Annotated in this window: 8 protein-coding genes; all 8 read left to right on the top strand. The window is 67.8% G+C overall.

Going from position 1 to position 8,209, the window contains the following annotated elements; translation table 11 throughout:
• Window positions 1-588: methylthioribulose 1-phosphate dehydratase (locus HUK82_RS12680; protein WP_176614313.1), on the top strand; the 588-nt coding region annotated here is incomplete at its 5' end.
• Window positions 585-1,124: a 1,2-dihydroxy-3-keto-5-methylthiopentene dioxygenase gene (locus HUK82_RS12675; protein ID WP_176614312.1), complete on the top strand. Its 540-nt coding sequence runs from the start codon at window positions 585-587 to the stop codon at window positions 1,122-1,124. The genes HUK82_RS12680 and HUK82_RS12675, both read left to right, overlap by 4 nt.
• Window positions 1,125-1,182: 58 nt before the next feature.
• On the top strand, window positions 1,183-1,884 hold the full coding sequence (mtnC, locus tag HUK82_RS12670; protein ID WP_176614311.1) for an acireductone synthase: 702 nt from the start codon (window positions 1,183-1,185) through the stop codon (window positions 1,882-1,884).
• The gene (locus HUK82_RS12665; RefSeq protein ID WP_176614310.1) at window positions 1,881-2,822 is read left to right on the top strand and encodes a bifunctional riboflavin kinase/FAD synthetase; all 942 of its coding nucleotides are present in this window, start codon (window positions 1,881-1,883) and stop codon (window positions 2,820-2,822) included. The genes mtnC and HUK82_RS12665 overlap by 4 nt, the downstream gene beginning before the upstream one ends.
• 176 nt (window positions 2,823-2,998) lie before the next feature.
• On the top strand, window positions 2,999-5,881 hold the full coding sequence (gene ileS, locus HUK82_RS12660) for an isoleucine--tRNA ligase (protein ID WP_176614309.1): 2,883 nt from the start codon (window positions 2,999-3,001) through the stop codon (window positions 5,879-5,881).
• Window positions 5,882-5,898: 17 nt separating this feature from the next.
• Window positions 5,899-6,390, top strand: a complete 492-nt coding sequence (lspA, locus tag HUK82_RS12655) for a signal peptidase II (RefSeq protein ID WP_176614314.1) — start codon at window positions 5,899-5,901, stop codon at window positions 6,388-6,390.
• Window positions 6,391-6,565: 175 nt separating this feature from the next.
• Entirely contained in the window at window positions 6,566-7,111 is a 546-nt protein-coding gene (locus HUK82_RS12650; RefSeq protein WP_176614308.1) for a DUF3035 domain-containing protein, read from the top strand.
• Between the two features lie 73 nt (window positions 7,112-7,184).
• The coding region (gene mutL, locus HUK82_RS12645) for a DNA mismatch repair endonuclease MutL (protein ID WP_176614307.1) at window positions 7,185-8,209 on the top strand (1,025 nt) is incomplete at its 3' end.

The raw sequence follows: 8,209 nt of genomic DNA, 5'->3' as shown, positions 1-8,209 counted from the left end.
GTCGCGGCGGGTCGACGGATGGACCAGCGCGGCTGGGTACCGGCCACGGCGGGCAACATCAGCGTGCGTCTGGCCGACGGCCGGATCGCGATCACGCGTTCGGGTGGCCACAAGGGCTTTCTCGACGCGGGCGGCGTGATGGAGGTCGATCCGGACGGGCGCGCGGTCGTCCCCGGCGAGCGGCCGAGTGCCGAGACGGGGCTGCACACGCAGCTTTATGCCCACGATCGGGCGATCGGGGCGGTCCTGCACGGCCATTCGGTGGCGTCGACGGTCCTGTCGCTGGCGGGAGCCCCGGACGCGATCGTTCTGTCGGGCTATGAGGTCCAGAAGGTCTTCGCCGGACAGTCGACGCATGATGCGAGCGTGACGGTGCCCGTGTTCGACAACGACCAGGACATCGCGCGTCTGGCGACCGTGGTCGCGCCCCGTCTGGGGGCGATGCCGGCGGGTTATGTGATCCGGGGGCATGGCGTCTATGTCTGGGGTGGCGACATGCCGCAGGCGCTGGCGCGTCTCGAAGGGCTTGAATTCCTCCTGGGCTGCGAGCTGGCGCGACGGCAGATGAGCGCGGGAGCCGCTCCGTGAGCTTTCTCAAACTCTATCGCGACGATGCGGCGGCCGCGCCGCTGCGCGAAACCGGCGACCCGCGCGAAATGGCCGAGCTGCTGAGGCCGATCAATGTCCGTTTCGAGCGCTGGGAGAGCCCGGTCGTGCCGCCGCGTGATGCCCCGGCCGATGAGATCCTGGCCGTCTACCGCCCCTATCTCGACGGTCTGATGGGCGAGACGGGGGCAGGGTCGGCGGACGTCATCCGCATCAATGCCGCCACCCCGAACAAGGCGGCCCTGCGCGAGAAATTCCTGTCCGAGCACACCCATTCCGAGGACGAGGTCCGCTTCTTCGTCCATGGCAGCGGCCATTTCGTGCTGCATGTGGACGGCCATGTCTATGACGTGGAATGCACCGAGGGCGACCTGATTTCCGTGCCCGAGGGCGTGTCGCACTGGTTCGATGCCGGGCCGGATCCCGACGTGGTCGCCCTGCGTGTGTTCACCGACACGACGGGCTGGGTCGCGAACTATACCGGCGATCCGATCGCATCCCGATTCCCGGTGACCTGACGCCGCGACGATCCGATGGTTGTTACCGTGACCCGACCCTAAGGTGCTCTGCCCGACAATGTCTGTTTCTGCCGTCCGCCCCCGCCTCGTTCTCCTGGACATTGAAGGCACCACCGCGCCGGTGGCCTTTGTGCACGATGTTCTGTTCCCCTTCGCGCGCAGGGCGCTTCCCCGATTGCTGGTCGAGCATGCGGACGATCCGGCTGTGTGCGCGGCGGTCGCCGAGATCGCCCGCCTTGCACCTGATCAGGCGCCGATCGAGGTGCTGAACGGCTGGATGGACCGGGATGAAAAGGTTGGTCCGCTGAAGGCGCTTCAGGGGATCGCGTGGCGGCAGGGTTACGAAAGCGGTGCACTGGTGGGGGCGCTGTATCCGGACACGTTGCCGGCCCTGCGTGCCTGGCAGGCGAACGGCCTGCGCCTGGCCGTCTATTCCTCGGGTTCGGCCGCGGCGCAGCGGCTGATCTACGGTCATACGACCGAGGGGAACGTGACGGGGTTGTTCGAGGGGTTCTTCGACCTTGCCGTCGGTGGCAAAAAAGAGGCGTCCAGTTATCGCGTCATCGCCGAACAGGTGGCGCTGGCGCCGTCGGAGATCGTGTTCTTCTCCGACGTCGTGGCGGAACTCGATGCGGCGTCTGCGGCCGGATTGCTGGTGGCGCAGATCGCCCGCCCCGAGGATGGGACCGTCCCTGGTTCCCGCTACCCGGTGTTTGCCGACCTTCCATCGGCCGGCCGCACCTTCGGTCTGGCCGCATGACGGCGACGCTGCACACCGACTGGCGAGCCATCCCGCCCGAAGCGCGCGGGTGTGTGGCGGCGATCGGAAATTTCGACGGCGTGCATCTTGGTCATGCGCATCTGATTCATACGCTGCATGCCGCCCGGCCCGACGCGCCGCTGGCGGTGGTGACGTTCGAGCCGCATCCGCGCAGCTTCTTCCGCCCGCAGGACCCGCCTTTTCGCCTGACCTCGGCCGAGGAGCGGCGCGCGGCGCTGGGCGCTCTGGGGGTCCGGCACGTGTTTCAGGTCCGCTTCGATGCCGCGTTTTCGCACCTGGCGCCCGAGCAGTTCGTCAACGACGTCCTGCATGATGCGCTCGGGCTGGTGCATGTCGGGTGCGGACAGGATTTTGCCTTCGGTCATAGGCGGGGCGGCAGCGGCACGTTCTTGTCCGAGCGGCTGAGCGAACTCGGTGTTGGCCTCACGGTGGTGCCGCCTCTGTCCGATGTCGGAGGGCCGTTCTCATCGACCCGGATCCGGCGCCTGTTGCAGGAAGGCTATCCCGAGCGTGCGGCCGAAGAGCTGGGGCGGCCCTTCGCCATTCGCGGCGAGGTGCAGCACGGCGACAAGCGCGGCCGCCAGCTTGGCTTTCCGACGGCCAATATCCCGTTGGGCGAACATCTGGAGCCCGCGCGTGGCGTCTATGCCGCCACGGTGCGCCTGCCCGATGGTCGTACGTTCGGGGGTGTAGCCAATATCGGCCGCCGTCCCACCGTCAATGACGGGCGCGAAAGCCGGCTGGAGGTCAATCTGTTCGATTTCCAGGACGATCTGTACGGTCAGACCCTGTCGGTCGCGCTGCACACCATGCTGCGCGAAGAGCGGCGATTCTCCGGGCTGGACGAACTCAAGGCCCAGATCGCGACCGATGCCCGCACGGCCATGGCCTATCTGGAGCGGCAGCGCGGCGCTTGACCCGTGCCGCCGCTGGTCCGCATATGGCTTGCCTGCCGGGGTTTCTGATCCCGATAGTGTCCGCGCCGGTCTTGCCGCCGGTGTTCTCCGGGCCGATGCGCCGCGCGAAACCGGCCGCCGCCGGGACGCGGGCCGAAGCCCAGTTTCTGACCCACGCAACGATGGCCCGCTGATCCATGTCCGAGACCGCCGACCCGTCCGCCACGAAGGACCTCTACCGCGAGACGGTGTTCCTTCCGAAGACCTCGTTCCCCATGCGCGGCAACCTGCCGACGCGTGAGCCGGAGATTCTGGCGCGTTGGGCGGAGACGGGACTGGACGCGGCCATTGCGCGCAAGGATGCCGGGCGTCCGGTCTTCACCCTGCATGACGGGCCGCCCTATGCGAACGGCCATCTCCATATCGGTCATGCGTTGAACAAGATCCTCAAGGACGTGATCAACCGCGCGCACCGTATGGCGGGCTACGCCGTGCGCTATGTGCCGGGCTGGGACTGCCACGGCCTGCCGATCGAATGGCGGATCGAGGAACAGTATCGCAAGGCCGGGCGCGACAAGGATGCGGTTCCGCTGCTCGATTTCCGGGCCGAATGTCGGGCCTACGCCCAGACCTGGCTCGACACGCAGGCGGCCGAATTCAAGCGGCTAGGTGTGCAGGCGGACTGGTCGCATCGGTACGCGACGATGGACTTCGCCTCCGAAGCCGCCATCGTGGGCGAGATCGGCAAGTTCCTGCTCAACGGCAGTCTGTATCGCGGCCTGCGCCCGGTGATGTGGAGCCCGGTCGAGAAGACCGCGCTGGCCGAAGCCGAGATCGAATACCACGATCACACCTCGACCACGATTTTCGTCGCATTTCCGTTCGTGCACGACGCCACCCCCGGCCAGGCGCTGGAGGATGTGTCGGCCGTGATCTGGACCACCACGCCGTGGACCATCCCGGGCAATCGCGCCATCGCCTATGGTCCGGACATCACCTATGCCGTGGTGCGCGTCGACGGCACGGTGGACGGGGCGGCGCTGCGTGATGGCGCGAAGATCCTGATCGCCGAAGGGCTGATCGGCGCGGTGTGCGAGGCGGCCGGGATCACGGCCCACCACGTGCTGTATACGTTGCCCGGCAGCGCGCTTGAGGGATCGGTCGCCGCCCATCCCCTGCGCGGCCAGGGCTATGATTTCGAGGTTCCTTTGCTGGGTGGCGCGTTTGTCACCACCGACGCGGGCACGGGACTGGTGCATATGGCACCCGCGCACGGGCCGGACGACTTCGTGCTGTCCCGCCTGCATGGTGTCGAGGTGCCTGAACTGGTCGAGGGCGACGGTCGCTATGCCGACTGGGTGCCGCTGTTCGCCGGTACGCACGTGTTCAAGGCCGCCGATCCGGTCTGCGAGGCGCTGGCTGCCGCGATGCAGACGGCAAACGAACAGGATGACTCACCGTCAGGTCTGGTGGCCCGGGCCTCGTTGACCCACTCCTATCCTCATTCGTGGCGTTCGCGTGCGCCCATCATCTATCGCGCGACGCCGCAATGGTTCATCGCCATGGACGGCGAGACCGAGCTTCGAACCCACGCGCTTGAGGCGCTGGAGGACGTGACCTTCGTGCCGGAGCAGGCGCGCAATCGTCTGACCTCGATGGTCGCAGGACGTCCCGACTGGTGCATCTCGCGCCAGCGTGCCTGGGGCGTGCCGATCGCTGTTTTCGTCGAAAAGCGCTCTGGCGATGTGCTGCGCGACCCAGCGGTGATGGAGCGGATCGTTGCGGCCTTCCGGGCCGAGGGCGCCGATGCGTGGTACACGTCCCCGCCCGCGCGCTTCCTTGGGGAGGGGCGTAACCCCGACGACTACGAACAGGTGTTCGACATCGTCGATGTCTGGTTCGAGAGCGGCTCGACCCATGCCTTCGTGCTGGGCCCGGACGGGTTGCACTTCCCGGCCGACCTGTATCTGGAGGGGTCGGACCAGCATCGCGGCTGGTTCCAGGCGTCGCTGCTGGAAAGCGTGGGAACGCGTGGTGTCGCCCCGTTCCGCGCGTTGGTGACCAACGGCTTCGTGCTCGACGAGCAGGGGCGCAAGATGTCGAAATCGCTGGGCAATGTCGTCGCCCCGCAGGACGTCAACGACTCGCTGGGCGCGGATATCCTGCGCCTGTGGGTGATGAATTCCGACACCAACGAGGACCTGCGGATCGGCAAGGAGATCCTCAAGCAGCAGGGCGAGCTTTATCGCCGCCTGCGCAACACGCTGCGCTGGCTCCTCGGTGCGCTTGACGGGTTCACCGAGGACGAACGCGTGCCCTACGCCGAACTGCCGGAGCTGGAGCGGTGGGTGCTGCATCGCCTTGGCGAGCTCGGCGGTCTGGTGGCGCGCGCGGTCGAGACCCATGAGTGGGTCGGCGTCTATCCGGCCCTGCACGGGTTCTGTGCGACCGACCTGTCTGCCTTCTATTTCGATGTGCGCAAGGACGCGCTGTATTGCGACGCGCCCAACGACCTCAAACGCCGCGCTGCGCGGACGGTGCTGGACCACCTGCATCGCTGCTTGTGCACGTGGCTGGCCCCGGTGCTGGTGTTCACGGCCGAAGAAGCGTGGAGTGCCCGTTTTGGGACCGCCGAGAGCGTTCACCTTCAGGATTTCCCCGATCTGCCGACGCACTGGCACGACCCGGTCCTTGCCGAACGCTGGATGAGCCTGCGGGCCGTGCGCCGGATCCTGACGACCGAGATCGAGGTCGCGCGGCGCGAGGGTCTGATCGGGGCGGCGTTGCAGGCGGCGATCGAACTGCCTTTGTCGGAGGCCGAGGCCGCGCTGTTCGCCGGGGTGGACTGGGCGGAACTGGCTATTGTCTCGGGCGTGGACGTGCTGGTGATCCCGGGCTCGGCGTCGTTGTATCTGGATGAGGCCGGCACGGGTGAACCGCATGGGCCGCCGGTCGTCCGCGTGGCCAGCGGCGAAAAATGTGCCCGATGCTGGAAGGTGCTCGACGAAGTGGGGCAGCATGCCGCCCATCCGACGCTGTGTCTGCGTTGCGCGGGTGTTGTCGAGAGTGCGACATCGTGAGCCCTGCGCGGCGCCTGATGACGCGTGGCCGCAGTCGGGGTCGGTATATGGGGCTGGGTGCCCTGCTGTTTGTTCTGGTGCTGGCCGCCGATCAGTTCAGCAAATACTGGATCCTGTCCGTCTATGATCTGCCGGCCAAACGATCGGTCGCGATCCTGCCGTTCCTGAATTTCACCATGGTCTGGAACCATGCGGTGACGTTCGGGATGTTCGGCCATTCCGGCGCCGGGCCGCTGCTGTTCGCCGCGGTCGCGCTGGCCGTGGTGTGCGCGCTGGCCGTCTGGATGAGCCGCACGGCGGATCCTCTGGTGGCGGCCGCGCTTGGCGCGATCTGCGGGGGCGCGATCGGCAATGTGGTCGACCGGTTGCGGTTCGGGGCCGTCGTCGATTTCATCCATGCCCATGCGTTCGGCTGGTCGTGGTATGTGTTCAACGTGGCCGACTCGGCCATCGTCTGCGGTGTGGGCGTGCTGTTGCTGACCAGCCTAAGCGAGGGACGACGCGGCTGAGTGCTGTCCGTGGCAGCGGCGCTTGCCCGCATGGGTGCGGCAGGGTAGAGCAGGGTACGGCTTTTGCTCCGGTCCGCCATGCGTGGCGGGCAGGGGTTGGGTGTGACGACGGGTCAGGCTTTCTTCGCGCGCGGCGCGGAGCGGTCCCCGAGAGACGGATGTTCCAGAGGCGATCATGGCTGTGAAGGCGAGCTTGCGAATCATTCCGGTCCTGGGCGCGATCGCCGGGTCCGTGGCCCTGTCCGGTTGCTCGGGCGCGGAGGCCGCGCGCGCCTTCGGGCTGGAGCGTTCGGTGCCGGACGAATACACGGTGACCACCCGCGCGCCCCTGTCGATGCCGCCGTCGGAAGAACTGACCGCGCCCAACGTCAACGGGCAGGCCACCCCCTCTCTGGATCAGAGCCCGCGCATGCAGGCGCTGGAGACCCTGTCGCCGAACGTGGCGCTACAGGGTGTGAACGGGCAGTCGAGCGCCGGGCAGAGCACGCTTGTCGGCCAGGCGCGCGCCGCGGCCGCCACGCCCGACAATGGCGAACTCGGCGCACCGGGCGCGGGTTTCGTGGACCAGTTGATGGTGTGGAAGTCCGGCTCCGGCTCGGTGGTCGACGGCAAGGCCGAGAACGAGCGTCTGAAGCAGGATTCGGCTCTTGGTCGCGACCCCACGTCCGGCGTGACTCCGACCGTGAAAGCGAAGAAATCGAGCTTCCTCGGTATTTTCTGAGCGACGGCTCGCGGCCCGTCCGTGACCGTGCGCCGCTGGTAACGCTGGGGTTTTCGGCACGGTCGGCCCGGACATGATGCAGCCTGTCATCCGCCGCCTGTCCGAGGCGGTTATCAACCGGATCGCCGCCGGCGAGGTGATCGAGCGCCCAGCCGCCGCGGTCAAGGAATTGGTTGAGAACGCGATCGACGCCGGGGCACGGCGCATAACGGTCGTGTTGCGCGGCGGGGGCACCGAGCGCATCGAAATCGTCGATGATGGTTGCGGCATGACGCCCGACGGGCTTCTGCTGGCGGTCGAGCGGCATTGCACCTCCAAACTTGCCGATGAGTCTCTGGTCCGGATCGCGACACTGGGATTCCGCGGCGAGGCCCTGCCGTCGATCGGTGCGGCGGCGCGCCTGTCCATCACCTCGCGCGTGCGTGGGGGTGACGGGGCGTGGCGTGTGCGGGTGGAGGGTGGCCTGCTGACGCCGCCGGAGCCAGCCTCCGGCCCCGATGGCACCCGCGTCGTGGTGGAAGACCTGTTCTTTGCCACCCCCGCGCGGCGGAAATTCCTCAAGAGCGCGCGAGTGGAGGGCAGCCACGCCGAAGCGGTGGTGCGCCGTCTGGCGCTGGCGGCGCCCGGGGTGGGCTTCACCCTGCGGCTTGATGAACGGGTGGTGTTCGACCTGCCGTCGCAGGACCCGCTGGCCCGCGCGCAGGCGATCCTGGGGGCGGCCGATGTGGACGGCTTCATCCCGGTCGAGGGTGTGCGCGGCGACCTGCGGCTGGAGGGGCATGTCTGCGGACCGGCCGTGACACGCCCATCGGCGAGCGGCCAGGTGATTCTGGTCAATAACCGCCCCGTCGTGGACCCGGTGCTGCGCACCGCCGTGCGCGTGGCCTACCGTCAGCTCATCGAATTCGGCCGTCACCCGGTGGTCGCCCTGCATCTGAGCGTGCCGCCGGACCAGGTCGACGTGAATGTGCATCCGGCCAAAACCGAACTGCGTTTCGCGGACGAGGCCGCCGTGCGTGCGCTGGTGATCGGCAGCGTTCAGCGGGCTCTGGGCGCGGGGGCCGGTATCGCGGGCGCGCGTCCGGTGTTGCAGGGGCG

The sequence above is a fragment of the Ameyamaea chiangmaiensis genome (assembly GCF_013376175.1).
GTDB classification, from domain to species: domain Bacteria; phylum Pseudomonadota; class Alphaproteobacteria; order Acetobacterales; family Acetobacteraceae; genus Ameyamaea; species Ameyamaea chiangmaiensis.
Note: the sequence above shows the minus strand (reverse complement) of the source record. Positions and strands in the feature narration are given on the sequence as shown.